The organism is Nocardia sp. NPDC102475 (genome assembly GCF_055584605.1).
On sequence record NZ_JBVJLS010000044.1, the window covers coordinates 23,931 to 48,730 of the forward strand.

A 24,800-nucleotide genomic window follows, 5' to 3' on the forward strand; every position below is an offset into this window, starting at 1 on the left:
TCACCGACTCCCGCCGCCAGGTAGTCGAACCGCCGCAGTTCTGGGTTCGCTGGTCATGGTTCGATTCCCGGATCCGGTGCCAGCGTGTGGGAAGGTGCGGGCGGTTCGGCATCCAGATCGAAATCCAATTCGGTGAGGCCGTCGCCCGTGGTGCCGGTGGCATCGATCGCGTCGCCGATCACCGCTCCCTCTTCGGGCTCGATGTCGCCGGACAGATCAGCGAACTCGTGAGCCAGGTGGGTGGCAAAACTGAGCTCCTCGGTGAGACCGACGATGTCCTCCATCGCCACCGACGACCCGGCATGCTCCCCCGCCCTCGCGTCGAGGTCATCGAAGCTTTCGATGACGGTGGCGTCGATGACGTCGGTGTAGTCGGTGCCGGTGTCTTCTACGAAACGCTCGTCGAAGGCGTCGGCGTCGCGTTGGTGTTGCTCGGACAACCCCTCCGCGCCCTTGGCGGCTGCGAACGCCGCTGCCGAAGCCTTCGCTTCGCCGGATTCACCCTGGGCGGTCAAAGTGTCGCTGAAACCCGCTGCACGGCGCCGGGTCTCGATCAGCAACTTCTTGAATTCGACGTCGAGCGCGTGCAGTTCGACCGCGCGGGTCTCCCGGTTGGTCTGGTGTTCGCGTTCGAGCTTTCCTGCCTTGTTTCGCCGGTCCAGGTCGGCATCGGCGCGTTGGATTTGTCGCCACTTATGCCACTGCTCCATCTCATGCGCTCCACCGCCGCGCTCGATGCGGGCACGCACCTCATCGACTCTGGCGGAGTTGAGTTCGCGCTTGTGGCCCGCTTCTTCCACTGCGTCGATCACCCGGAGACGGTGTTCGATGAAGGAACGCTGCTCCTTGGAGTTTGCGTGACGGATCCGTTGCTCGGACTCGGCCTTCGACCGTGCTTCCCCACCGCGGCCGCGCATCAGCGCGGCGGTGGTGTGCGCGGTTTGCAGCGCCTGAACGAAACCGCCGCGCATCGCCTGGCTGCTCTCTTCGACCGGATCGCCACTCACGAGAGCACCTCCATCCCCGACAACCCCCACGCCGCCCCCGCAGCGGTACGGGTAGCGCGGGCGTACACCGCCCATCTGATCGGGGGTTGGTCACCCGGTTGCAGGTCCACTCCGAGCACACGGCTCGCCGTGGTCGCGGTATCGGTGAGATGGTCGTCGCTGCTCACGTGAACGGATGCGGTGATCGTGGTAGCGGCGGTGCGCCACTGCTGCCATTGGGTGGTGCTCACTGGCGCCCACACCACGGCCGCGGCCTCTGCGCGGCTGGCGAATCCGGGATCCATCAACGCCCGCGCGGCCCGAAATGCCACCCGCTGATCGGCGTGCTCGCTCGGCCGATAGCTGAACACGGCGCGCACCACCGCGGTCAGCACGGCGTCAGCCGAACACGGGTCTACCATGGCGAACGGCGGCGCGAAACGCACTGCCGTGCAATCCCGCTCATCATTGGCCGCAGGTTGAGGTGTGTTCGCGGCGCAGGCGGTGGTCATTGCGGCGACGGCGATAGCGGCGGTCAGGACGGTTGCTGCGGTCATGCCGGCTCCCGGTGTGGGTGTAGGAGGGCGCCGAGGTCGCTGGTGTACCAGTCGATGGCGTCGCGGCGGCTGCATTGTTCGGCGGCCGGGATGTGCACGGGGTTGGTCACCACGTCGAGTACCAGCGCGGCGGTGACGGCGGCACGGTGCAGGTTCTCGACGTCGATGCCCTGGCCACGGGCCAAGATCAGGTGCAGGGTGGCCGCGTCGGCGCCCCATTGGGTGCGTGCCCATCCGGCTAGCCAGATCGCTTGTCGTGCTGAGCCTTCTGCCGCTTCGGCCCTGGTTTTGATGACGGTGCCGATCGGAAACCGGTCATGCCAGATGACCTGTCCGTCGGAACGGCAGACGGTAAAGGTGTCCAGCGTGGCAGCCGACCACAGCGTCAGGCGCGGCCCGCGCGCCGCCATAGCGATCAACCTCTGATCGAGCGTGCGACGGCTGGCTTCGGTCTGACGCAATCCTTCGTAGTCGATCCCGGCTTCGACCAGCAGTGCGGTCAGGTATCGCTCGAAGGTTCCAGTGTCGGTGAACCCGTGTTCGATCGCGACTCGATCGAATTGGCCGGTGCTGATGAACCCGTGCAGCTCGGCCGCGCGCACGCGCACAACCATCTCCGGCGTGACGTCAGAGTACGGAGACGCCACTGCGGGTGTGGTTTTCATGCTCGTCCTCCTGGGATGGTGTCGAGGGGTGAAGTGGTGGTGGGAACTTCGTAGCGGCGCACGTCGGTGTGTTCGTCCCAGGCACTGAGCGGGGTCAGAGTGACGGTTTGCCCTGTCTGCGGCGCGTGCAGCAGCATCTCGGTGTCGGTGTTGTCGTCGGGGCCGGAGTAGACCCGGCCGTAGTAGATGCCGACGTGATGGGAATCCGTCCCGCCCGGGGTGGTGAAGAAAATCAGGTCCCCCGGTGCCCGATCCGCGTACGGCACCGGGCGCGCACTGGGGTGGTCTTGTTGGGCTTGGGTGTAGTGCGGCAGGCGGATCCGGCCACCGGAGGCTTGGTAGATCGCGTAGAGAGTCAGGCCGGAGCAGTCGAACCCGCCGCCGGTCGGGCCGGTGCTGTCGCCGCCGCCCCACACGTACGGTGTGCCGATCCATTTCGTCGCCGCCTCGATGACCGCGCGACCGAACTCGCTGGCGTGTGTGGGTAGTGGTGTCCCGGATCCGTTGGGCCCGCACCCGGCGGGAGGCCCGTCTTGGTTGGAGGGCATCGAGGCGGTATCGATGTCGGCGAACATCGCATAGAGCCGTTGCGCCAAATCCAGTTGTGCCCCATAGGCATTGGGCGCGGATTGTTCGATCGCCTGTGCCAGATCGGCCGGTGACATGTGTGCGGCGGCGGTCCCGAGTTGCGCGGCGTGGTCGTAGAACCAGTTGATTTGGTAGATCGGGTTCATCAGGGTGGCGATACCGACTGATCCCCAGACGCTGGCACGCATCTGGTGCGGGCCGAGTGAGTCGTGGTCGTAGCCCAGGCCGTCGTTGCTGTAGTTGAGCGATTGCGGCACTGCGGGGTTGGCGAGGTTGCGGAAGGTGGATTCGGTGGCGGCGGCGGCCAATTCGGCGATGATCATGTTCTGTGACATGCCGCGTTGTTTGCCGATCGCGACACCGTTGCGGGCTAGCTGTAACTGGTGCTCCGACAGCCCCACCACTGATTTTCCTGTGGCACCACTGATTGCGGCGGCACTGTTGGCCAGTGGAGCAGCGCACGAACGAGCCGAATCGACGCCGACCACCATCAGCAGCAGTAGGATCAGCGCAATCGGTAGCGAGATCGCTGTCGCGATGACGGTTTTCGAGGGATTCATCACCTGCTCGCTTCCCCTGCCGCGGGCAGGTTGTCGAAGCGGCGGTTGGTGTTATGGATATCCGCAGCACGCTCGGTGGGGGTGAACACCAGCCGGAACGGGATACCGGGTTCGTCGGCTTCGCCGGTCTTGAGAAGGAAACAGCCTGTGCCCGGTGGGGTTTCGCGACGTGAGGGGTCCAAGTCGTCATCCGAGGGTGGGCGCGGCGCCGCCCATGAAGTGACCAGACGTTTCTCGGTGTCGGTGATGCCGACCGCGTTGCGGATGCGGTTGATCTCCTCCGGCCCCACCGGTCCGATCAATTTCGCGCGAGCTCGCTCGAAGAACCCGAGGGCTTTGGCTTGTACGCCGACGGAGTCGAAGGCGGCGAGGTCTTTGATGGTGTGGCTGCACATGATCAGCCCGGTCCCCAGCGCGCGATTCAATCGGGTCAGGGCATCGACGCGGTCGACCATGAAATCGCCCACGCCCAGCACCCGCCAGATCTCATCCATGACGACTTCGAACGTGCGCGGCGGGGCGAGACCGGCGTCAGCGAGTGCGTGCGCGGCGGCCACTGCGCCGAAGCCCTCGCTCCAGCAGACCATGAGCACCGCCGCCAAGAGTTTGGTGTCGCCTTCGGGGATGCGGGAGACATCCACACACACTGCGGGGCTGGCCAAGTCCAGGCCGGTGGTGGTCGGCCCGTTGAAGATCGCGCCGAACGGTCCTTCGACCAGCGCGCGCAGGGACCGGCGCAGGGTTTTGGTGCTGGCGCGGTAGGCGGGTTCGTCGTCTTCCTCCGCGAACTGGCGCAGTTGTTCCCCACCGCCGGAGATGACTTCTAGCAGGTTCGACAGCAGCGGTGGGTGTTCGTAGCTGAAACCACCTGTTGGGCTGTAGAGTTCGCGCAGCCCGGCGGCGAGCAGGACTTCTTCGTAGTCGGCGACGCGGGATCCGCGGACGAGTTCGATGAGCCCGGCGACGATGTTGACCTGCCCGGCTTCGACCCGCGCACTGACCTGGCGGCGCTGGTCCGGGTCGGTGAGCCGCGCCACCACAGCGCCGAGCGCGCCGACATCGAGGGGGTTGATGGTGCCGTGCCCGTAGCCGACGTCGACGACCTGCCCGCCGAGTTTCACGACGAGGTCGCGGTAGTCGGGTTTGGTGTCGCCCATGCACAGCACGGTTTCCCCGGCCGCGACCGCGCCGGTGACCATGCGCCGGATCAGGCTGGATTTACCGAAACCATTGAGCGCCAGAACGAATGCGATCGGGGCGGTGATAAAGCCCCGCAGGAACCAGCTCATCGGGTCGAAATGCACCGGGGCGCCGGTGATGTAGTGCGCGCCGACCGGCGTGCCGACGGTGGGAGCGCTGGCACCAACAGTGAAGGGCCACAGCCCGCCCACTTGCACGGTTGTCGCACGCCACTCCCGCATGCCGGGCACCACCGCGGCGCGGCCACCGCCGAGCCCGCGATACCCGCGATCGGTCAGCGACAGCAGCGATCGGTCGAAGCCCTCGCGGCCGGCGTCGGCTGCGCGGCGCGCAGCGGTGGCCCGGCGATGATCATCGCTGGATATCGCCAGCCGTGCCCGCCAACCCCGCGGCCCAGCCTTGGTGGCATGGGCCTCTGTCGTGGCGCGCGCCGCCGGTGTGAGAACCCGGACACCGGCGATCGTTTCGGTGCGGGCTGCGCGAGATCCCTTGGGGCGGTGGGCGTTCAATTTGACACGCCCTTGGAAATGGAAGTGTGCTCGGGCAGGATCAACCCGATCCCCAGCGACGCGGCGAACGCGGCGGCCTGGCTGCCGTAGCAGCGGCGCACCGCCAAGCGGGAGGCAGCGGCCATCGCTTTCACCGACGCTTCGATGCCGGGCAGGTCCCCGTCGAGGTGATCGGTGACCGTCACCAGCGCCCCGAACCGGGTCAAGCCCGCCCCACGCGCCTGCTCCTCTCGGGCGGCTTGAGTATTGCCGACCCGGATCCGCGCCGACGCGCTCGCGATCCCGCGTTCGGTCTGCTCCGCCGCGACCGCGTCACGAAAATCGGAGTCCACCAACGTGGTTGCCTCAGCGGCCGAATGCAGCCGGTAGACGATCGCCACCCGCTTGCGTGGCACGTCGGCGCGCGGGCGCAGTAGCTCCTCGAGCACGGTTTCCATGACCGCCCCGCGTGGGGCGGCGTCCATTTCCCAGGTGATCGAGCGAGCACCGTCATGCAGGTAGTGATCCCAGCGGTCCCTGTGCGCCAGTGGGCCGACCGAGTCCCATGACTGTGTACGCAGGATCTCGGCACCGGCGGCTTCGACATCGCGTTGGGAGGCGAGGTCGTAGCGGGTGCGCACCAATCCCAGGACCTCCCACACCTGCAGCGGTGTCGCCGGGAGCCCCGCGCGGGCCAGCTGAGACAAGACCCCTTGCAGGCGTTGCCCGATCTCGCGGGCCTGCTCGGCCTCATCACGGCGGATGCGGCCCTTGCCGATCGCGCGGTAGGTGATCGCGATGCGCGCCTCGATCCGCACCCCGACCCCACCGATATCAGCGGCGGCTTCCCGCATCACCGCCTTCGCATACGCCGGGGCATCCGGGCGCACCAACCGGGCGACCTCCCGGGCTTGCTTGAGGCGGGTTTCGACGACGTTGTCCAACACCGCGGTCACCGCGACGACTTCCCCACCGCGACTCTGAGTCGCCAGGAACTGGCCGAATCCTTCGACCCAGGCGTCGATCTGGGCTTGGTCGACGAGTTCTTTGCCGCGTGGGATCACACGTAGCACCACCGTGTAGTGGTCGCTGCGGCGGATGTGGATCATGGCGAAGCGTTTCCCGCCCGCCGTCTCGTACTCCGAGAGCCGCGAATCTGCCAGCAGCCCAGGAAGTTTCGCGATGCCGGGGATCTTGGAGAACCGGCCGGCCTGGTAGACGTGCTCACCGCGAGCTGCGGCGGCGGCGAACTGGATGCGCAGCAAGGCGATCTCCCAGCCGGTGCGGCCGTTGCGGGTGATCGCCAGTGGCGTGAACACCAGCGCTGCGGCGGCGACCAAGCTCGCGGCCACCGACAGTGACCGAGTGAGCATGAACCCGACCATCACGGTGATGATCAAGGCCAACCCGAGCATGGACACACCCCAGGTCAAGCCGAAGAACCCGGCCGAGCGAGGGCGTTCCCAGCGTCCGTACATGCGCGTGGTCATCGCCGAACCTCCCCCGGCCCCAACGTATCCGGATCCAGACCGCCCTCGGTAGCGTCTCGGGTCTGGCTCTCGAGGGCCGAAGCCCCTTGCTGCCCCAGTTGCGCACCCAAGGCGACCGCGCCGGCTACGCCGCCAGCAGCACCGGCCGCCTCCCCGCCGCTGCCCGCACCGGCCGCGTTCGACGACTTCGCTGCTGCGGCTTCTGGTGGCGGCGCACCACCACCGTTCGACCCGCCGCCCGAGCGACCGTGGCCGCCCCCTGAGCTGCCCGCCCCCGAGGCGGAGGAACCGTTACCGCCAGTACCACCGCTGCCGTCGGGCATCGGGCGGCCCCCTCCGACACCACCGCCTCCTGGAGAGGGGTCCTTGGGTGGTGATGCGCCGCCAGGGTCGTTCTCGCCTTCGCTGACCTTGCGGCCACCCGAACGGTCGCCCAGCGATGCCATCGCGACTCCTGCGCCGCCGCCTGCGAGCACGGCTGCCGCGCCGCCACCGCCGCCGAGGGTAGCCACCGCGGGTGCGACCAGCCGGATCAGCGCGGGCAAAACAATCACCGTCATGACCAGCAAGATCAGCCCTAGGAGCACCAGCTGTGGATCCTTCTGATCACGCCCGGCCACGGTGAACGCCATCGCATAGATCAGCGCCCCGACCGGCTTCCACAACACGAACGCCAGCGACCAACTCAACAGACGCTTGTATGCCTGAGAACCTGGGCCGGTCCCAGAAGCAGCCGCCGCGATCGGGATCACGGCGACGACCAGGATCAGCAAGGCTTGCCGCAGCACCAGCATCACCAGCTGTATGAGCATGCTGATGATCCCGAGGAGGAACAGCACGAATAGGACACCAGTTCCCAATCCGGAGTTGTTCGTCCTGAGATCGAACTGGGTCAGCTCAGCGACGATGTTGTGGGCGTCGCCTCGGGATGAGTCGAAGATCACCCACTCGGCGAAGGCGTCACCGGCATGGGTTCCTGCGGTGATGACCGCAGCGAAGGCCATTGAGGCGAACACCGCCCGGCCCAACATCAGCAGGCTTTCTTGTGCCTCACCGGCGACCCCACCGCGCTTGGCCAGTGCAAGCCGTGCCGCAGCGAACATGATTCCGCAGGTGAGCAGCAGCACCTGTAGGCCGCTGGTGTATTCCCGGATGCCCGACAATGTCGGTCCGAGTCCTCCCTGGTTGTCTGTCAGTTGCGGCGAGGGCAGCGCTGTCCACCAGGTCATGACGAATCGCAGGATGCTGCTGAAGCTCTCCGCGAATTGCGCGACTATGTCGTCGAGGACCGAGTCGGCCGCTTCGGAGGCGGCGTGGCCGAGTTGTTCGCATGCCTGTTTCGGCCCCAGCGGCAGGTCGCAGACATCGAGAGTGGGCATCTGGGTTCGCCATGTCGTGATCGTGGTGACCGGAGTACCGGCGAGGGCAATATCGGTCACGACAGGCCCTTCCAGTTTCCGAATCCGGTCAGAGATGCGGCGGAAGTGCCTGGGCCCCAGAGTGTTTCGATATCGTCTGGGACTCGTACGTGCCAGTCGCCGTCGATCCAGGCCATCGGCCAGGTCGAGATCGTGTAGCCGATGTCGTTGTGAGTGGCGAACTGCACCAGGGCGAGGTCTTCGCGGTAGCCGGGCTGGATCCGGACGCCGTCGGGCACCACGACGTAGCGGGCAACGTCGCGGGTGCGTTCGCGGGAGCGGGCGAACCGGTCGAGTAGCGCTTGGACTCCGCCGTAGTAGCGTTCGCGCACTACCTGCTGCCAGACCCGGTCTGGTGCGGCTAGGGCGCGGGCGAGTGCGTCAGCGGCGGCCAGGGCCGCGCCTTGCGGGGTGTGGGCGAATCCTGTTGCGATGCCGTCGTGAATCCGGGCGGGTCCGTCACTGCCCGATGCCGGGAGTGCCGCCCCACCCCAGCCGCGCTGCCACTGCATCCGGTTGGGCGGGGTGGTCAGGTAGTCCGGACTGGCGGGGTCGGTGCGGGTGCTCGGATCTTGGGCAAGCGCAACCCCGGATTCGTCGTTGGGCACTTCGAGGCGGTTGCCGAACAGGTCTGTGGTCGGCGGCAGGGGAATTGTGGTCGGCGGCAGGTCGGGGAACGTTCGCTCGGTCGGTGCGGGATTGTTGCCGGGGTCGGCAGGGATGTCGCGCGGGCTGTTGTTGGTGATGGTCAGTACGAACACAGCGATCACCACGGCGGTGATACCGGTGAGCAGGATGATCAGCTGGCGAGGGGATCTCATGAATTGGGCTCCTCAGCGCGGGGTGAACACGACGAGCTCGGCGGGGAGCACCGCAACGGTGGTGACCGGGGGTGAGGTCGCGTCCTCGGATAGGTGCAGCCGCCAGTCCCCGCCTTGCCACAGGACGCGGGCGTTGTTGCGGGTGATGGAGTTGTCGGGGTGGATGGTGTAGATGTCGACGTCGGTGTCGTCGAGGGTGTACTGGGCTATTACGTAGCCCAGGACTTTCGGTGCGCCGCTGATGATTGGTACGGTGATCGATGTCTGGGCGCGGGCGGTGGCCCAGCTGTCGCGGCCGGGTCCTTCGGCGAGCATGCGCTGGCCGACCGTGGGCCATTGGCTGTCGGTGGCGATCGACATCCGCACCGTCGAGTGGATCGCGGCCAGCGCGGCACCTGCGGGTGAGCGGTCGAATCCGCTGGCTACTGGTCCTTCGATGTGCTCGGGGCCTTGGTCAGCGACGGGTAGGTCCATGCCTTGGAAGCTCTGCCAGCGCAATCCGGTTGGCGCGGTGACGGTTACGGTGGCGCTCGGCTGTGCGGATCCGCTGGTGTCCTGGCCAGCGCAGGCGCGCAGGCTCGCTACGGCGAGCGCTCCGGCGAATACGAGCAGTGCCACTATGCCGATCCGGTGTGCACGTAAGGGGTTCACGGGTCGGTCTCCTTCAATCGTTCAGGTGGGCAGGACGGCGATGGCGATGGAGCTGGCCGAACCGAGCAGGGCCGCGCCCAGCAGGGCGCCGAGCAGTCCTTCGATGCTTTCTTCGCGGTACATGCGGATCGCCAGTAGCCCGCCGACCCACACCGCGCGGGCGATGCACAGCAGCAGCACGAACCACATCAGGTAGCCCAGCAATTGAGTCAGCGGCGAAAGCACCTGCGCGGGAAGTGGTTTGGCGGTCACAGCGGGCCACCGTGCTGTTGGTGGGTGCGGTAGGCGACCTCGAGTGCGGCCAGGATCGGCTCGCAGGCTTTGGCGGGCTCGATGTAGGGCAGGCAGTGTCCGGCGTAGGGGACACTGTCGTAGTCGCCCCAGATTCGTTCGGCCAGGTGCTGGGATCTGGCCGGTGCCACGACAGGGTCGAGTTGCCCGGCCACTACCCAGGACGGGACGGCCCGTAAAACGCTGGCGGCCTCAGCCGTCAGAGTCGCGCCGCCGTAAACGGCGAGGTCGGCGAGCATCACGTCGAGGTTCTCGAGGCGCGTTGCGCCGCCGGTGGCGTCGAACGGGCTGCGGCGCGGCGCCCGATAGCGGACGGGCGGCTCGAACAGGTAGGTGGTCAGTTCCTCAAGCAGTTGACGCGCTGCGCGTCGGGACCGTCTTCCCTGGCTGCGGACGTCAGGGGTTGGGCGCCAGGGGAATTCGGGGCAGCCGTTGAACAGCACGATGCCCGCCAAGGCGCGGGCACGGTGTGGGTACTGCTCGGCCCATGCCTGCACCAGCAGCGATGCCACCGAGTGCGCGACCAGCACGACCGCTCCGTGAGCGTGGGCGAGGACTGTGTCGAGGTCATCTACCAGCGTCGGCAATATGGTTCGGGCCGCGGGGTCTGGGTGCTCGGATGTGCCGTGTGCGCGCTGGTCGTAGACGATCTGGGCGATACCGCCATCAAGGCGTTGGTGCAGGCACTCGGTCAGCGGCGTCCAGTAGGTGGAGTCGGTGAGCAGGCCGTGGACGTAGACCACGCTCGCCGCAGGACAGGCCGGGCCGAGGCGTGCGGCCGACAGCCGCAGCCCGTCAGCGGCTGCGATGGTGAACGGTTTCGCGTCGCGATCATGGACGGTGTTGTTTTCGCGTGTGGTGTGCGCCGCGGGCGGGAACCGGGTGTCGGCTCTGCAGCTACCGGGCATGATCGCGGAGGGTTGGGGATGAATCGGAAAGTGGCGCATGGGTTATGCGCCTCCGTTGACGACGGCGTTCATGATGGTTCCGGCGCTGGTGGCGATGATGCCGCCGACCAGAGCGCCCAGGATGATCTTGGGGGATTCGACCGCGCCGCCGTGGAATCTCTCCCACCCGAACTTCCCACCTGCGTAGATCAAGGCGGCGATCCCGGCGAGCATGACGATCCAGGACAGATAGTTGACGAGGTTGATCAGCTTGTCCGCGCCCGGCGGCGCTACAGGGGTTGGTTTGATTTCTTGGGCGAGCACGGTGATCGCCTCGCCGACCGCGTAGGCGGTGGTCATGGCGTTTTCTCCGAATCCTGTTGTGCAGCAGCCTTACTGCGGGCGTCTGCGAGGTGGGTGATGATTTGGGTTCCGGCGCGGTGCACGTCGGTGGGGACCGCATCGCGCAGCCCTGATCGGCGTGGTGGCGGTGGGTCGTATGGCACGTATTGGGCGAGTTCGGCGAGTTCACAGACGACGAGTTCGTCGTGCCAGCCGATCTCGTAGATGTGGGCGACCAGTTCGGCGACCACAGCGCGATACCGGCGCACCACTGCGGGGACCTTTCCCGGGCGAGCCGCCGTGAGTACCAGCCCGATCACCTGCACACCCTCGGGTGTCAGTCCGGCATGCCATTCGCGGAGCCGTCCAGCGGCTGCGGTGAGTCCAGGCATGCACAGTCGGGCGGCGATAATGACGTGTTGGGTGGTTCGCAGTGACGCCGGCCAGGCCAGACCGGTGTCGGCAGCCGGTGCCCACCATCGCGCCAGGGTCGAGGTTCCGGCACCGCCATGTGCGCCGAGCACAGCGAATAGCGGTGGATGCGCACCTGTGGTCGGCAGCGGTGTCTCCCGCGCCGGTGCCAATTGTTCTGGCGCGGTGATGGTGCCCGGGTCGAGACGCTGCCCCAGGTCGTGGTCGTCTCGGTGCAGATGCAGCGGAGCGGCCATCGCTCAGCCTCGCTTCTGAATGTTGGTGATGACGATGCCGTCCGGTGCGTGGCCGACGTTGATCAACTGCAGGTAGTCGATCCGCTGCCCGTCGGGATGCTGCTCGACCAGATGTACTTCCGCGGCGCCCTCGGCGATCGGGGTGATCGCGACACAATGGGTGGTGCCGATCGGTATGGAGGCGATGCCTGCTGCCAGCCCCTCGAGGGTGAGGCCAGCCTCGGGGGCGACCAGCCGCAAGGCGGCTTCGGCGCTGTGCTGTCGGTAGTAGGCATGCTCGAAAGCCACGATCACTCCTGTCAGGCTGTGGGTGTCGCCAGCGGTGCCGGTGACGGTCTGCCCCGACAGCCCGGTGCATGCCCCACCGGTTGATGAGGTCGTTGGTGGAGGGCTCGCGGTCGTCGTCGGGATCACCGCGGCCGTGTCCGGATGGTTGATCGAGCTGATTCCCACAGCGATCAACGCGGCGGCCACGCCGAGTGCGCTGGTAAGCCCGATCCATACCCGCCGCGGTATGCCCGCGCGAGTTCCGGCGGGCTGCGGGGGTTGCTGACGGATCCACTGCCATTCGGTGCCGCACTCAGGGTTTACGTCGCCGCTGGAGAGCGGGACTGGTTGCAGGACAACAGGTTCGGCGGGATGAAGCCAGCCACCGCCATGATCGGTGTCGATATCGGTTCGGGTGTTGAGCATCTCGGTTCTCACCTCCTCGGTGTGGTTAGCGGGCCCTTCGGGCGGGGGCCAGGGGAGAATCAGCCGACAAGGTTTGGGTACGTCGGCGAATTCGGGCTCCGCCCGAAGGGGTCTAGGGGCCAGCACTCGACGTCGGGGCCGTCGGTGTCACAGCCGGGCCGCTGGGGCGCGATGTCGTGGTCGTCGAGCGGATGACGGATCGCGGTGGGGCTGAAGCGATTCCAGTGGCAGCGATGTCACGGGCCAGCGCGGTGAACCAGTCGGCGGTGACGCGCAGCATTGAGTGCCCGGTCTGTGTGGCGGGCACGGTTTGGTAGGAGTCGTGGCGGCCGGTGGTATCGCTGTATTTGGCGGAGCTGGCCAGGGTGTAGAGCTCGCTGTGGTCGGTGATGGTGCTGGTGATCGCGTCGAAGGCTTGATTGATCCAGCGGCTCGCTGTCTGCGGCGGTATCAACTCCACGACCGCGGCTGCGAGCTTGGTGCCCAATGTAGCGATCGCCGCCCACGGATTGGTCATACCGACAGTCGCGAGCTCGGCAACCGTCGCTGGTGTGAACACCTTCTGCGCCACCGATACCACGGCACCGAGCCCGATCGTGCCGAGCTTCATCAGTGCTGAGAGGGCGTCGGCAGGTGCTGGTGGTGTGGCGGTCGGACTGGACGCTTCGGCCAAGCGTTGACCGAGAGATTTGCTGGGGTCGTAGGACAGCTGATCCAGGCTCGTGCCGCTCAGGTCCTCGTTGACCACATTCACTGCTGTCGTATAGACCGTCGCCGACAATGCCTGCGCGACAGTGGAAATCGCGGTGATCGGATCCCGCAGATCCGACCGTGCGGCGATATTGGCCACCGTAGTGACCAGCGGGCCCCCAGCTGGTGCGTCGCAGGTAGCGTCGCCTGCGACACACAGATCCGCCACTCGCCCGACCAACGCTCCATACCCGTTCGACCCCGCCGAGGCGGCGATCCCGGTACCGGTCAACGCTGGATTGCTCAGCGTGATCGAGGCGACCTTCGCCCCCGTCGTACCGGGCGCCGCCGTGGGTGTGATCGCCTGGGACAGGCCGGGCAATACCGAGGTATTGGCCATGCGAGCCGGGTTGGCGAGCAACGCAATTCCGGCGATTCGGTCCGCAGCGATCTGGGCGCTGCCGGTTCCGACTCGTTGGGCGAAGGTCGAGACCGCGGCTGCGCCCTGGGCGTAGCCGGCTGCGGCGATCTTGGTGTTGGGACAGCGCGCCACGACCTCGGCGGCCATCTGTTCCAGGCGCTGGGCAGCGGCGGTGATCGCGGCGTCGTAGGGCAGGGCCGTCCCTCCGGCCGCTTGGCCGTAGGGGACGTAGGCGCGCTGCACGAGATCCCCTGCGGCAGCGGTCAGCGGACCGAAGACCTGGCCCAACGCCCCGGAGTCGCTGACGAGTCCGGCGTCTGAGGATGCTTCCTCAGGGCCCTGCACCCCCAGCGCATACAGGCTTGGGCACTTCGCACTGAGAGGGACACCATCATCGGCGCGCACCGCGCTGACACTGGCGACCGACACGGTGATCAGCGCGAGTAGTGTCGCGGCGCCCCTTCGCAACGTCGGGATCTTGATAGTGCAGGGATGCATCGGTTTTCACCTCGATCTGGGGTGGGCTAGGGCCTGCCCGCACCCCGGCGAGGGGTCGTGGTGCGAGCAGGCGATTCAGGTGGTCTGCGGGCTCGGTGGTGCTGGGCGTGGGCTGTGGTCGGGTCGGCGGGCCAGAAAGTTGGCCAGCCGGGCGGTGGCTTCGGCGGCACCGTCGGTGGCGGCGCCGCTGTGGCTGTTCGTGTATTCCCGCCAGCTCAAATCGACTCCGAGAGAGCGATATTCGGCGAAAAGATTGCGTCCCATCGCCACCGGCACCAGGGCGTCCTCGGTGCCGTGATACAGATGAACCGGCACCTCCGGGGCCGCGTAGCCGTTGACCTCGTTGGCCAGCACGTACTGCCAGATGGGGTCATTCCAGGGATCGACTCGCTCGCACCAATGCCCCAACGGCCGGTTGCGATAGGTGACCAGCAGCGTCGCCGCGTCGAGTTCTCGAGCCTGCTCGACGATGCGGTGCCCCTCATCTGTGAGCAGGTGCCCCACCGGCAGATGGGTGTATGCACGCGCAAGCCCGATCAGTCCCGCCAATGCCAGCCCCGCCCACGGCCCGCCATCGATCTCAGTGATCAGCGCACCGGGATCGGTCACAACAGCTCCGGCAGCGACCCCACGAAGATCCAGCTCCGGCGCATATCGGGGATGCTGCTCGGCGGCCGAAATCGCCGCGCGCCCACCATCGGCGTACCCCCACGCCACGCACGGTGCGCTCGCCAAGTCCAGTTCCGGCAGTGTGCCCACCGCGCGGGCGAGGTCGAGCACAGTGTGCGCGGCAGCGCGACCGGCTAGGAACATATGCGGTCCCAACCCGGTGATGCCCAAGCCTTGCCCGTCGGGCACAGCTACCGTCCAGCCGCGCGCGAGCGCGCTGGCGATGAACCAGGTTTCCGGTTCTGTTCCCTCTCCCGCCAGTAGCTGCGATGGTGCGCAGCGCCCACCAAGACCGTGAAAGGCCGTGCAGTACACCAGGATGGGACTCGGGCCTGCCGTGTGCGGTCGCTCCGGTGTGATCACGATTCCCGATGCCGGGATGGGGCCGTTGGATGCGGTGCGAGTGGCGTAGACGATCTGCCATGCCCGTTTCGCGCCGGGCAGCGCCGGGGTGGCTACACGGCGGCGCCGGAGGACCTCCCCTGGGTGCGGGGTGAAGTCGATTTCGGGGCGGCTGTAGAAGTCATCGGCGGTGGTGGGTTCGGTCATTATCGGCTCCCGGCGATATCGTGGGCGAGGGCGACCATCCAGGCGATGCCCGAATTGAGTTGGCCGTTGATGGCGTAGTTGTTGTGTCGGGCGACGGTGTCGGCGTAGCGCACCCAGATCGCAGGATTGAGCAGATCGGCGTTGTCGGCGACGAGCCCAGCCCACGCCGAGCCGAGTTGGCCGGCGAGCTTGGGCAGCAACCCGATCGGGTTCGCCGCTACCGTCGCGGTGATTTCGTTCCACCGCGCGCCCGCCGCACGGACCTCCTCCAGGCTCGGCCCCGGGGTACGGGGGTCGGCGGCCTCGACCAAACGGCCAGCCAAACCCAGCTGCGGGGCGTAGTCGACGTTGCCTGCACCGACCTGGAAATCGTTGAGCACCACGGTCGTCCAGGCATCGCCCATAGCATCGGTGAACAACGCGTTCAGTGATCCGATAGCGGCGACCGGGTCGTGCAGGTCGGCTTGAGCAGCGATCTCGGCACCGACGCGCAACAAAGCGGCCCGGTCCGGTGCCGAGCAAGCCAGGTCACCGTCGGTGCAGATATCGGCGACACGGCCGGTCAGTGCGCCGTAGCTGGTCGCTCCGTCAGCAATGCCGCCGCCACCGGCGAGCGGGTTGGAGATCTGCACCGCCGACACCGCGGCCCCGCTGGTGCCGGGTGCAGGATCGGGCACAGTCTGCCCCGGGCGGCCGGGGAAGATCGGCGCGTCCGGAGCGCGGTCGGGATGGGCATACAGCGCGATCCCGGCGACGCGATCGGGCGCGACCGGTCCAGCGCCCGCGCCGATGTCCCGGGCGAACGATGACATCGCCTGCGCACCTTGGGAATAGCCGATCCCGGCGATCATCGTGCCGGGGCACGTGTCCGCGATCTGCGTGGCAGCGGCATCGAGCTGGTTGCGGGCGTCGGTCACCGACACCACATACGGGTCCGGCCCGCCACCGGGAACCACGCCACCGAACCCAGCGCCGTAAGGAATGTAGCTGCGCTGCACCAGACCCGGCGCGGCCGACAGGACCGGCGCAATCAGCGCGCCAACCACTCCTGTATCCGCGAGCGGATCCGCGGTCGGTGAGGACTGCCCGGTGCCTTGCACACCGAGCACATAAAGCGCCGGGCACCCTGCCAGCGGCACTGCCCTAGCCGACCCAGCGGCAGTGGTGGTCGCCCCGAGCAAGCCCAGCACGGTAGCGGTAGCTACCGCTGCAGCGACGACACGTGCGCGGTTGTTCGCGTCTGGGTTCATGGCTGCCCGACCCCGACTCCAGCACCGAACCCGGCACCAACCGTGCCCGCGGCGACAGCACCGACAACGGCTGCGGGGACGCCGACAACGACGGCACCCGCGACCGCACCCGCGGCGGCACCGAGCGCGGTCCCTGCCACGCCGGAAGTCACCGTGCCGATAATCGCCACCGGCACAACCGTGCCGAGCGCAGCCCCGGCAATACCGCCGATGGTGCCTCCGACCAGGCCACCGACCACTGCTCCCGCAGCAGCTACCGGCACTCCAGCGACCACGGCACCCGCGCCACCACCGATTCCGGCACCAGCCAGGGTGGCACCACTGACCCGGTCCGAACGTCCGGCGGGGATCCCGATCGAATCCAAAGCGGTCGCGACCTGAGCTTCAGCACCCGCTGCGGCGTCGTTGATGGCATCCGCACATTCCGCCGGCAGCCAGTCCGGACGCGGGGTCTGCCACTGCCCGATACGGATCGTGTTCTCCGGCGGCTCGATCGGTGCCACCGGAGCAACAGGCTCAGGCAGATGAAGCTCCTCGATCCTGATCGGTTCCACCGGCTCTTCCGGCGGTGGAACCGGACGCGACGTCGCCTCGTTACGGATCTCCGGCGACTGGGAGTAATACACCGGCGGCGGTGGCTGCGTCGGAGCGGGTTCAGGTTCGGGCGGTGGTGGCGGTGGCGGGGTGACAGTGCCGGGTTGGGCGGGGCTGGTGACACCGGGTTGGTCGGTGATGGCTGTGGGAGTGTCGACCGCGCTCGCTCTACCGGCAACTGCAAGCACCATCACGATGGGTATTACGCCCGTAAGAACAGCGCGGCTGCCATGAAAAATGGGCGCGTTCAGCCCTTGCTTTGCACCACGATCGCCGCACTGGCGGGCAGATGGGTGCGCGATGCCGTATTTCTTGGATTTGAGCATGCGAGATAAACCTTCATTTTATCGGTGCAGAGTTGGTTACTGATGCAACGCGCGGCACGCACGCTTAACGCGTTGCGGTCCAGCACAATTGCTTGATCGAGATTTCGCCAAATTGCGCAGCCCCAGCTTCGGGCACCGGCGTTAATCGCCGTCGATCGTGGAATTTCGATGCGGCCGCGGTTCTAACGTCTCCAAAGGATGTGCTGGGGTGCGCCTCCCAGACGCGAATCAGCCTCTGGGAGGCGGCTTCACATCAGATGAATGGCAGGATGAGTGCCAGCGCCTGGGCCGCCACGGACAACCCGTTCGACAGCAGGGACAGACCTGAATTCACCCATCCCAGAATCACATAAGGATCCATCATCTTCCTTTCTAGCAGTGCGGAGTTGCGTATCCATCAAAAGCCTTGAACAACAGGAAAAGCCAGGGTTTGAATGCGCCTAGATTGCGTTAACGCACGTAGCGTGCATTAGCAATCTTGCTGCCTTGCAGGGTGTTTGCCCTATGTTTGACGCAGCGAGCGTGACCACTTTCCGGAACCAGCAACGCGCGAGAGCTCGGCACGCGCTAGCGGCGCGACGTTCATGCGCGTGCTGCGCCGATCACATTGACGGGCAGGTGCGTTGGGTGCCTTGCCGACTACCGACGATGTGGCACACGACACAGGCGGCGGAGCTGGTCGGACGTGGATCAGGGATCAGCGCTTATGCGGCAACCACGGAGACGGCACCGGTCGAGTTCGCGACGGAAGCCGACCCTCCGCTGAGCTGCAGCTCATGCAGTAAGCCACACAGCGCACACGACGCGGGGTGTCAAAGTGAATTGCGTTTCAGCACTTGCATTTTGGTGTAGGTTTGGGTGACTTCCAAATGTGGCCAGGGGGCCATTGGCGCCGTGTACGGTGGCCGGTTGGTTGGCAACATGGATTGGAGCATGAGGTATGCGTGTCCATCACCTGGACGCTGGCGGTGCCAGACCTTACGGGGGCCGCTTGATCGACGGTCGACCGGGCGTTCTGCGTCGGGCAGTGGGAGCGTGCCACTGCTTGTTGATCGAGCATGCTGCAGAATTGATCCTGGTGGACACCGGCTATGGGGAGCAGGCCACCGTTCGGCCGGACGATTGGGTGGGCCAGGACCTGCTGCGTCGCACCAATCCAGTTCTCGACCACCCGATTGCTAAACAGGTAGAGGCACTGGGCTTCTCACGCACGGATGTTCGCGACATCATCGTGACGCATTTGGACTTGGACCATGCGGGAGGACTCGCGGACTTCCCGGAGGCGACCGTCCATGTGCATCAGGCTGAGCTCGATGCTGTGGCGCGGCAGCCGTACGACCGTCGCCAGCGGATGCGTTACCGGCCAGCACAATTCGGGCACGGGCCCAAGTGGAGCACCTACGACGAGTCTGACAGCATCGACGACCAGTGGTTCGGTTTCCAGGCCGTGCGCCAGTTGCATGGTCTGCCACCGGAGATACTTATGATCCCGCTAGCGGGACATACGCCCGGACACGTCGGAGTTGCACTCGACACCGGCGACGGTTGGTTATTGCACGCCGGAGACGCCTACTCCTATCACGGACAGCTGGCAGACAAGCCATCGATGCCCTTGGGGGCCCGCGTATTCCAGTGGAGTGTCGATACTCAGCGGCAGCGACGGATCGACAACCAGCGACGGCTGCGGGATCTCCTTCGCGATCACCGAAGCACGGTGACAGTATTCTCATCACACTGCGCAACCGAGTTCGAGCAATTGCATGCCGCACGGCCCTGAAACCCCCGGAGCGCAGTGCCAGCGGACGCCGGATAATGGCTCTGGTGCAAATTTGATGATCGGTTCATCGTGCGAGTACGAGCTGGCGGAGCGTGTCGAAATTAGCTCGACCGTATGCGGCCCTTTTGCGCTGCTTAATTTTGGTCACGGTGCCTTCGACCGCTCCGGAGTTCTGCGGCAGAGTCAGCCCGTTGCGGACCGCGTCGTAGTCTCTGACCAGCCCGTCGGCGAAGCTCCGCAGTTGCGGGATGCTGCTGGTCTTGGCCTGATCAATCCATGTGTCGAGCAGGTGGCCGCGGCGGTTTCGGAGCATGTCGGCGAAATCGGTTACGTGCCGGTTCAGCTCGTTCAGGGTCTGGCATCGGTCGAGAATGTGTTGTAGATCGGCGTGTTCGTCCGGGGTGAGTTTGTGGCGGGGCCGCATCAGCCATCCGGTGAGCTGCCGGGGTGTGATCGGCTCGCCGGCCAGCACGGACGTGGGACCGACTGCGGCGCGCCAGGTATGGATGAGCCGTCGGACGGTGCGCGATGTGCCGCGGTAGCCGCGGTCGCGGATCTCCTGGAACAGTAGTTCGGCGTTGCCGCATCCTTGTTTCCACCGTTGTGCGAGGTAGGTGAGATGCTGGTCGAGTCCGCTGGCGCGATGGCCGATCGGGGTGAGCATCTGGTCGGGGGTGGCTGCGAGTGTGTAGCGGCGAATGGTCTTGCCGTCCAGGTTGAGTGCTTTGCTGATCGCGGTCGGGCCGACGCCCTTGGCGAGCAGCGCGTGGATCTGGGCGTGCCGCTGGTGGGTCACCTCAGCTCTCCGGCCGGAGGCTTGCCGTTTCGCTGGAATTGGTGGCGTCGGTTGAGCGACGGCGGTATGTTCGTCGTGCTCGCGCAGGCATTTGCGGTGCGCCCGAACGACTTTGTCGGCTGCGTCGGTCAGATTCCGGAGCAGATGCCACCGGTCTGCAACCTGGATGGCCTTGGGTGCGCCCCGGCGGATTCCCTCAGCGTAGGGGCCGCTGCGATCACGGCATACGAGGCGGATACCTGGGTGGTCGGCCAGCCAGACTGCGAGAGTGTCGGCAGTGCGGTCGGGCAGCAGATCGACCGGGTGGTGGGTGAGCATATCGATCACCACGGTTCGGTAAGTCCTTCCGCGGCGGAACGCGAAATCGTCGACACCGATCTCCACCAGCGGGCCGACGGTCGGTAGCGGGATCGCGCGGACGCGCCGCAACAATGTCGACCGCGAAACTTGCACCGCCAGTTGTTGAGTCAGTCTTGCGCCCGGCCGGCCGCCGAGGGCCAGGCCGATTCGGGTGAGCAGCTCGGCAAGTAGCGGACTGCATCGCTGGTACCGATCGACCACGCCGGTGACCCGCTCCGAGAAGATCCTGCGTTCGCATCGCGGGTCCGGACACCGGAACCGGCGCACCACCAACCGGATGACCACCTCGCGACCAGCGATGGCCAGGTCCGCGATCGTCCGCTGGTAGCGGCTGTGCACCGCGGTCGACCTGCATCCACACAACGAGCACTCGGCCGACGGTACACACGTCGACGCGTCGAAGTAGATCCTCTCACCCGTTGCCGAGACACCATCAAGACGAACTCCCGCTAGATGCGGAAACAACAGGCTCACAACACTTCTCGCGACATCATCCAACACCACGAATCGCGTCTATAGCCGATTACCTTGCACGACAGCACGATCGACACGCACCGATCATCAAATTTGCACCAGAGCCAGATCTGCTGTCCGCCCAGCCGGACCCCTCAGGTCCACCCGCCCGGCGTTCCCGATGACCGTTGACACGCAGGTCGGTTACAGACGAACCCACGAGCTGACCAGCATCGTCGCCGCCGACCAACAACGCTCCATCCCAACCACTGGCTCGGCTCACCCTGAACCGGCGAACTCTTCGCGGATGCACTCCTGGCAACCAGATCGCCGGAGCCGTTCCGGAGGTCCGGTTAGGGTTCCACGAACAGAGGTGTGTGGGGCCTGGCGCAGCTACGGCGCCACAGCGAGCGGACCGTCGACCGGGGTGAGGTGGTAGACCCACCAAGGCCTGAATGGCAGTTCGCTTACGTCGATGGACACCCACATCCGGTACTCGTCACCGGTATCGGCATCCCTGATCACGGAGTGTTCGAGAGATCTCTCCGGCGTCGCTAGACTTTTCGGCAGTTCGGAATTCCAGAAATCCTCCCACTCGGGTGCATCCCGGCAAGCCTCGACAACGGCGTCGACTTCACGCTGTGCCGCGATCCCCGGTGACATCAGCTTGAATCCCTGTGTCATCAAGTGCGTCTCGAACCGCCAATTCGCCAAGACCCGGCGAGCGACCGGCTCGTTCACCATCCACTCGATGATGTTGCGCCCTGGCACCAAGCCAGGAAATGCCTTGAGGTACTTACTATTCGCCGCCCTCACCTTGAACAGCGGCACCTCGTAAAGGCAGGCCGGCCCCGGATAGGCTTCCAGAATCCGCAGATCGCGCGGCAGCAACGAAGCACCTGCACCAAGGTGTGCGGGAATGAGGTTGGTTCGGGTCAAGGCCAGGATCGTCCGCCCCCACCACACCGGAAGAGCCAACGCCCCGATGATGGCTTCGAAAGACTCGATACTCAACGAGCGCGTACCGTTCTCGACCTTCTTGATCTGATCCGCACTCAGCCCGACCAGGCTCCCGAGATCTTCGGGTCGATCCAAACCGATCTGCATGCGGCGCGCTCGCAACCAGTGCCCGACCGCCTTGGTGACCTCTTCCAAGTTCATCTCCCCCGTATGGTGCCACTCCCGGACACGTTGTCCCCGAAGTGATCTTGACGCTAGCGGACCGGTTCTCAAGACTCGGTCCATGGACCCCGAAACGAACCGCTCAGCGTATCTCAGCCCGCCTCACCACGGAAGACAACAAACGCCAGAGGAGCTGCCCGTGAACCGAAGCCCACTACACCGCGCACGAGATAGGCCCAAATACTCTCCGCAACAACATATCCCGACCTTACCGACGACTCTACGGATGATCCGCGATCACCTCGAGCTCACTCGAATCACCGCGTACGAGCGGCACGGAATAAGCGCCTCATACCTCAGCCAACTCGAACGCGGCGAGCGCATACCCTCCATCGAAGTACTCGAAACGATCATCGCCGGATACAGGCTGAACCCGATGCAAGCGCGTCACCTGCGAGAACTACGCTTACCTGCCGAAGTTCTCGCCCCCGTCGACAAGCTTCGCCAGTATGTGAGCAGCAACGTCGGACTCATCAACCACATCCAAGACCTCGAGGAACGGGGGGTGCTCGCGGCCGCTGTGGATCCAATGTGGAATGTGTTGGCCTGCAACGAATCGTTCCGATCAGCACTACCCGGCCTCGACGAAACCGACTCCATCCCACGATGGCTTTTCAACCCGATCGCACAAACAGTCCTAGTCGAATGGCACCGCGAAGCCGCGCACTCCGTCGCCACCATCAAAGCAGTCCTCGGGCGCTACCGCGGCAGCCAGCAAGCACATGACCTCATACGCCACCTGCGCCGCAACAAGGATTTCCAACGCCTGTGGCCCCGCGGGATCGATGTCGCCTACGGCCGAGACACCAACGACCTGATACACGGGCGCGACCCCGTGACCCACGAGCTGGCCTCCTACCGTCTCAGCATCGCCGACGTAACCCAATCCCAGAACATCCTGCTCATCACTGCAATCCGCAAACCCTACTCCGGCCCTCACCCCACTGACCGGTGAACTTCTACATGGAGCCAATACGTGGCTGCTGGCTCGCCTACTGGGCCTGCATGCCGCGTACATGCCGGGAGTCACGACCTTCGCGGCAGTGAGCGCCGATCCGGAGCCGCAAGTGTGTCCACCTAGCCGACATGTTCAGTTGTGCGGCGACACCGCCGCCGGACTTTGTCCTGGAAGGTTGGCAGATGATCTAGACCAGCAGCGACCGACCGAGCGCTCGCATGCCGAGAGCGTCACCCGCGTGGGCGAACTCGGCTCGGTACACACGTGCCGAAAATGCTCGATCTCGTCGCGAGGACCCAGCCGGGCCAGATCGGCGCCAGCGACGGCGGGCGCATCGAACGCTGTGGGATCCTCAATATCCAGCAGCGATCCAGGGTTGGCATCACTGCGATACCGCATGAATGGTCGCGGGTCGACCCGCGCGGCCTATCGGCCTCCGGATTGCAGTCGAGTACCGGGAGCTCTTTCAACTGAGTCGGTCGAGGCGCTCAGCTATCGGCGCTGGCTCCCCGCGGAGACCATGACAAGTTGCCGTGATTTCGTCTGCGGTCGAGGTCGGAGGGTGGCCTCCTGCTCCATGGAGATCTGCCTCCAGGGTAGGAACTCCGCTTACGGCAGGAAGGGTGAGATGGTCTGGTGCCGAAATCGCCTGCTGCGGTGTAGCTCCCGGATAGAGTCGAGTCCCACCCACGTCAGTCGAGGAAACGAATGTCGAGCACCGCGTTGCGTAAGGGCGAGAATATTGCCCTCCACGGAGGGCATGTGTCCTTCTGCCTCACATTGGATCAGACGCCTATCGATGTTTCGGCGCTGCTACTCGGTCCCGGTGGGAAGGTGCGCGACGACAGTGACCTCGTCTTCTACAACAACCCGACACGCCACGGTGTCGAAGTGGCCGGCACGACAGTGAAAGTCGACTTCACGCGTGTTCCTCGTGACGTTGCCACCGTGGTGGTTGTCGCAAGCATCGATCCATTGAGTCCGGGTGCGGTCTTCAGTCGCGCCCCACGGCTGGTCGTCACCCAAAACCCTGGACCGACGGTCGAATACACCGCACCGGACTTCACCAATGGGGAGACTGTCGTCGTCATCGCCGAGGCCTACCGCCGCAACGATGCCTGGAAGGTGCGGGCAGTGGGCCAGGGCTACGCCTCCGGTCTGGGTGGCTTGGCCACTGATTATGGAGTCGATGTCGACACCGACGAGACACCCGCCCAGGTCGGTTCGAGCAAGCCATCGGGTTCGCCGACACCCACCGAGCTCGCGAAGGTCACCGACATCGCGCCCGCGTTGCTGCCGGTAGCGACCGAAGCGAACCGGGCACTGGCGGATGCCGGAATGGGTAGCCGACGCGCTGCGGTGTATTTGGTTCTCGACCACAGCTACGACATGCGAGAACTGTACGAGTCGTTCACCGTTCAAGCGTTTGCTGAGCGAATTCTGGCTTTGGCGGCGAACCTCGATGACGACGGCACCGTCCCTGTGGTGTTCTCGGGTCGGCACGAACCGTTCGTCGAGGACCTCAGTCTGGGAAACTACCGGGGCAGGATCGGGCAATTGCACACCCAGGTCGACTGGGGCTGGTCGCAAGTCGACGAAGCGATGCGCTGCGTGGTCAACCACTACCAGGAGTCGGGGGCAGCTGATCCTGCGTTGGTCATCGTCCAAGTGGGAGACGAGCCCGACGATAAAGCGGCGGTGCGAACACTGCTGCAGAACTCAGCGACGCTGGGAGTGTTCTGGATCTTCATCGGGTTCGGCCGAGGCAAGATGGCGTTCTACAAGAACCTTAACTCCTCGACCTCCGCCACCTTCCGCAACGTCGCGTTCTACAACACCGGAAAGAATCCAGGCGCAGTCCCGGGTGACCAGTTCTACCCTACCTGCCAAACTTGGATGAGACCAGTTGGTCTGTATATTTCCGGTAGGTGATGTAGGGCGAGATCAGGGATATCGAGCAGGTGACGTTGAG

At 65.7% G+C, this 24,800-nt stretch carries 23 protein-coding genes; 3 read left to right on the top strand and 20 right to left on the bottom strand.

The window, feature by feature from the left end:
- Positions 1-53 precede the first annotated feature (53 nt).
- From ACZ60G_RS42680 to ACZ60G_RS42765, 18 genes are all read right to left on the bottom strand, one after another.
- On the bottom strand, positions 54-1,007 hold the full coding sequence (locus tag ACZ60G_RS42680) for a hypothetical protein (RefSeq protein WP_465817925.1): 954 nt from the start codon (positions 1,005-1,007) through the stop codon (positions 54-56).
- Complete coding sequence (locus ACZ60G_RS42685; protein ID WP_465817927.1) at positions 1,004-1,543, bottom strand: hypothetical protein; 540 nt, start codon at positions 1,541-1,543, stop codon at positions 1,004-1,006. The genes ACZ60G_RS42680 and ACZ60G_RS42685 overlap by 4 nt, the downstream gene beginning before the upstream one ends.
- The gene (locus ACZ60G_RS42690) at positions 1,540-2,208 is read right to left on the bottom strand and encodes a hypothetical protein (protein WP_465817929.1); all 669 of its coding nucleotides are present in this window, start codon (positions 2,206-2,208) and stop codon (positions 1,540-1,542) included. The genes ACZ60G_RS42685 and ACZ60G_RS42690 overlap by 4 nt, the downstream gene beginning before the upstream one ends.
- Entirely contained in the window at positions 2,205-3,356 is a 1,152-nt protein-coding gene (locus tag ACZ60G_RS42695; protein ID WP_465817930.1) for a C40 family peptidase, read from the bottom strand. The genes ACZ60G_RS42690 and ACZ60G_RS42695 overlap by 4 nt, the downstream gene beginning before the upstream one ends.
- Complete coding sequence (locus tag ACZ60G_RS42700) at positions 3,356-5,065, bottom strand: hypothetical protein (RefSeq protein ID WP_465817931.1); 1,710 nt, start codon at positions 5,063-5,065, stop codon at positions 3,356-3,358. Before ACZ60G_RS42700 ends, ACZ60G_RS42695 begins: the two co-directional genes overlap by 1 nt.
- Positions 5,062-6,534 carry an SCO6880 family protein gene (locus ACZ60G_RS42705; RefSeq protein ID WP_465817933.1) on the bottom strand — a complete coding sequence of 491 codons (1,473 nt, stop codon included), beginning with the start codon at positions 6,532-6,534 and terminating at the stop codon, positions 5,062-5,064. Before ACZ60G_RS42705 ends, ACZ60G_RS42700 begins: the two co-directional genes overlap by 4 nt.
- Complete coding sequence (locus ACZ60G_RS42710) at positions 6,531-7,973, bottom strand: hypothetical protein (RefSeq protein ID WP_465817935.1); 1,443 nt, start codon at positions 7,971-7,973, stop codon at positions 6,531-6,533. The genes ACZ60G_RS42705 and ACZ60G_RS42710 overlap by 4 nt, the downstream gene beginning before the upstream one ends.
- On the bottom strand, positions 7,970-8,773 hold the full coding sequence (locus tag ACZ60G_RS42715) for a DUF8175 domain-containg protein (protein WP_465817937.1): 804 nt from the start codon (positions 8,771-8,773) through the stop codon (positions 7,970-7,972). Before ACZ60G_RS42715 ends, ACZ60G_RS42710 begins: the two co-directional genes overlap by 4 nt.
- A 12-nt stretch (positions 8,774-8,785) precedes the next feature.
- Positions 8,786-9,424 (bottom strand): DUF8175 domain-containg protein, encoded by a 639-nt coding sequence (locus ACZ60G_RS42720; protein WP_465817939.1) that lies wholly within the window; start codon positions 9,422-9,424, stop codon positions 8,786-8,788.
- 21 nt (positions 9,425-9,445) lie between these two features.
- The gene (locus tag ACZ60G_RS42725) at positions 9,446-9,676 is read right to left on the bottom strand and encodes a hypothetical protein (protein ID WP_465817941.1); all 231 of its coding nucleotides are present in this window, start codon (positions 9,674-9,676) and stop codon (positions 9,446-9,448) included.
- Positions 9,673-10,623, bottom strand: coding sequence for an alpha/beta hydrolase (locus ACZ60G_RS42730; RefSeq protein ID WP_465817943.1), 951 nt, complete (start codon positions 10,621-10,623; stop codon positions 9,673-9,675). Before ACZ60G_RS42730 ends, ACZ60G_RS42725 begins: the two co-directional genes overlap by 4 nt.
- Before the next feature lie 42 nt (positions 10,624-10,665).
- Entirely contained in the window at positions 10,666-10,962 is a 297-nt protein-coding gene (locus tag ACZ60G_RS42735) for a hypothetical protein (protein WP_465817945.1), read from the bottom strand.
- Positions 10,959-11,612, bottom strand: a complete 654-nt coding sequence (locus tag ACZ60G_RS42740) for a DUF6668 family protein (RefSeq protein WP_465817947.1) — start codon at positions 11,610-11,612, stop codon at positions 10,959-10,961. The genes ACZ60G_RS42735 and ACZ60G_RS42740 overlap by 4 nt, the downstream gene beginning before the upstream one ends.
- Before the next feature lie 3 nt (positions 11,613-11,615).
- Complete coding sequence (locus ACZ60G_RS42745; RefSeq protein ID WP_465817949.1) at positions 11,616-12,305, bottom strand: DUF8176 domain-containing protein; 690 nt, start codon at positions 12,303-12,305, stop codon at positions 11,616-11,618.
- A gap of 112 nt (positions 12,306-12,417) precedes the next feature.
- Positions 12,418-13,914 (bottom strand): cutinase family protein, encoded by a 1,497-nt coding sequence (locus ACZ60G_RS42750; RefSeq protein WP_465817951.1) that lies wholly within the window; start codon positions 13,912-13,914, stop codon positions 12,418-12,420.
- 75 nt (positions 13,915-13,989) lie between these two features.
- Entirely contained in the window at positions 13,990-15,132 is a 1,143-nt protein-coding gene (locus tag ACZ60G_RS42755; RefSeq protein ID WP_465817953.1) for a lipase family protein, read from the bottom strand.
- Positions 15,132-16,271 carry a cutinase family protein gene (locus ACZ60G_RS42760; protein WP_465817955.1) on the bottom strand — a complete coding sequence of 380 codons (1,140 nt, stop codon included), beginning with the start codon at positions 16,269-16,271 and terminating at the stop codon, positions 15,132-15,134. The genes ACZ60G_RS42755 and ACZ60G_RS42760 overlap by 1 nt, the downstream gene beginning before the upstream one ends.
- A gap of 107 nt (positions 16,272-16,378) precedes the next feature.
- Positions 16,379-17,170 carry a hypothetical protein gene (locus ACZ60G_RS42765; protein ID WP_465817957.1) on the bottom strand — a complete coding sequence of 264 codons (792 nt, stop codon included), beginning with the start codon at positions 17,168-17,170 and terminating at the stop codon, positions 16,379-16,381.
- 1,072 nt (positions 17,171-18,242) lie between these two features.
- Here ACZ60G_RS42765 and ACZ60G_RS42770 point away from each other — a divergent pair.
- Positions 18,243-19,079: an MBL fold metallo-hydrolase gene (locus ACZ60G_RS42770; protein ID WP_465817959.1), complete on the top strand. Its 837-nt coding sequence runs from the start codon at positions 18,243-18,245 to the stop codon at positions 19,077-19,079.
- A gap of 64 nt (positions 19,080-19,143) precedes the next feature.
- On the opposite strand, the gene ACZ60G_RS42775 is transcribed toward ACZ60G_RS42770, so the two are convergent.
- A complete protein-coding gene (locus tag ACZ60G_RS42775) occupies positions 19,144-20,739 on the bottom strand; it encodes an ISL3 family transposase (RefSeq protein ID WP_465817961.1) in 1,596 nt (531 codons plus the stop codon).
- Between the two features lie 342 nt (positions 20,740-21,081).
- Positions 21,082-21,849, bottom strand: a complete 768-nt coding sequence (locus ACZ60G_RS42780; RefSeq protein WP_465817963.1) for a helix-turn-helix domain-containing protein — start codon at positions 21,847-21,849, stop codon at positions 21,082-21,084.
- Positions 21,850-22,096: 247 nt separating this feature from the next.
- Between ACZ60G_RS42780 and ACZ60G_RS42785 the strand changes: the two genes are divergently transcribed.
- Positions 22,097-22,825 (top strand): helix-turn-helix domain-containing protein, encoded by a 729-nt coding sequence (locus ACZ60G_RS42785; protein ID WP_465817965.1) that lies wholly within the window; start codon positions 22,097-22,099, stop codon positions 22,823-22,825.
- 711 nt (positions 22,826-23,536) lie between these two features.
- Entirely contained in the window at positions 23,537-24,760 is a 1,224-nt protein-coding gene (locus ACZ60G_RS42790; protein WP_465817967.1) for a VWA domain-containing protein, read from the top strand.
- Positions 24,761-24,800: the final 40 nt, after the last annotated feature.